This window comes from Paraburkholderia sp. SIMBA_053 (assembly GCF_046534895.1).
Classification (GTDB): Bacteria; Pseudomonadota; Gammaproteobacteria; order Burkholderiales; family Burkholderiaceae; genus Paraburkholderia; species Paraburkholderia caledonica.
Genome location: NZ_JAWRXU010000625.1, coordinates 1 through 275 on the forward strand (window position 1 = coordinate 1; position 275 = coordinate 275).

Below are 275 nucleotides of genomic sequence, written 5' to 3' on the forward strand. Positions count from 1 at the left end.
CCGTGCGCCACGCGCCCGGGGAAGAACGGGTTCGCGGCGGCGGCCGCCTCGTCCATGTGCGCATAGAAGGTGTCGCCCGTGAAGTGGGCGAAGGTCTCGATGTCGGCGAGCGTCACCTCACGCGACGCCGACACGATCTGGTCGCCGACGCAGAGCTCTGCGAGCGACTTGCGGAACGGATGCCGTCCGTCGCTGTGTGCGGCGGCCCCCGCATGCCACACGCCTGTCAGCGCCGTGAGCATCTCGGGCGAGCCCTGCACCGCGGTGCGCTGCAT

1 protein-coding gene is annotated in these 275 nt (G+C 70.9%); it reads right to left on the reverse strand.

The genetic code is table 11. The features are described from left to right. A partial coding sequence (locus tag SB753_RS37100) for a MaoC/PaaZ C-terminal domain-containing protein (protein ID WP_410805133.1) occupies positions 1-275 on the reverse strand: 275 nt, incomplete at both ends.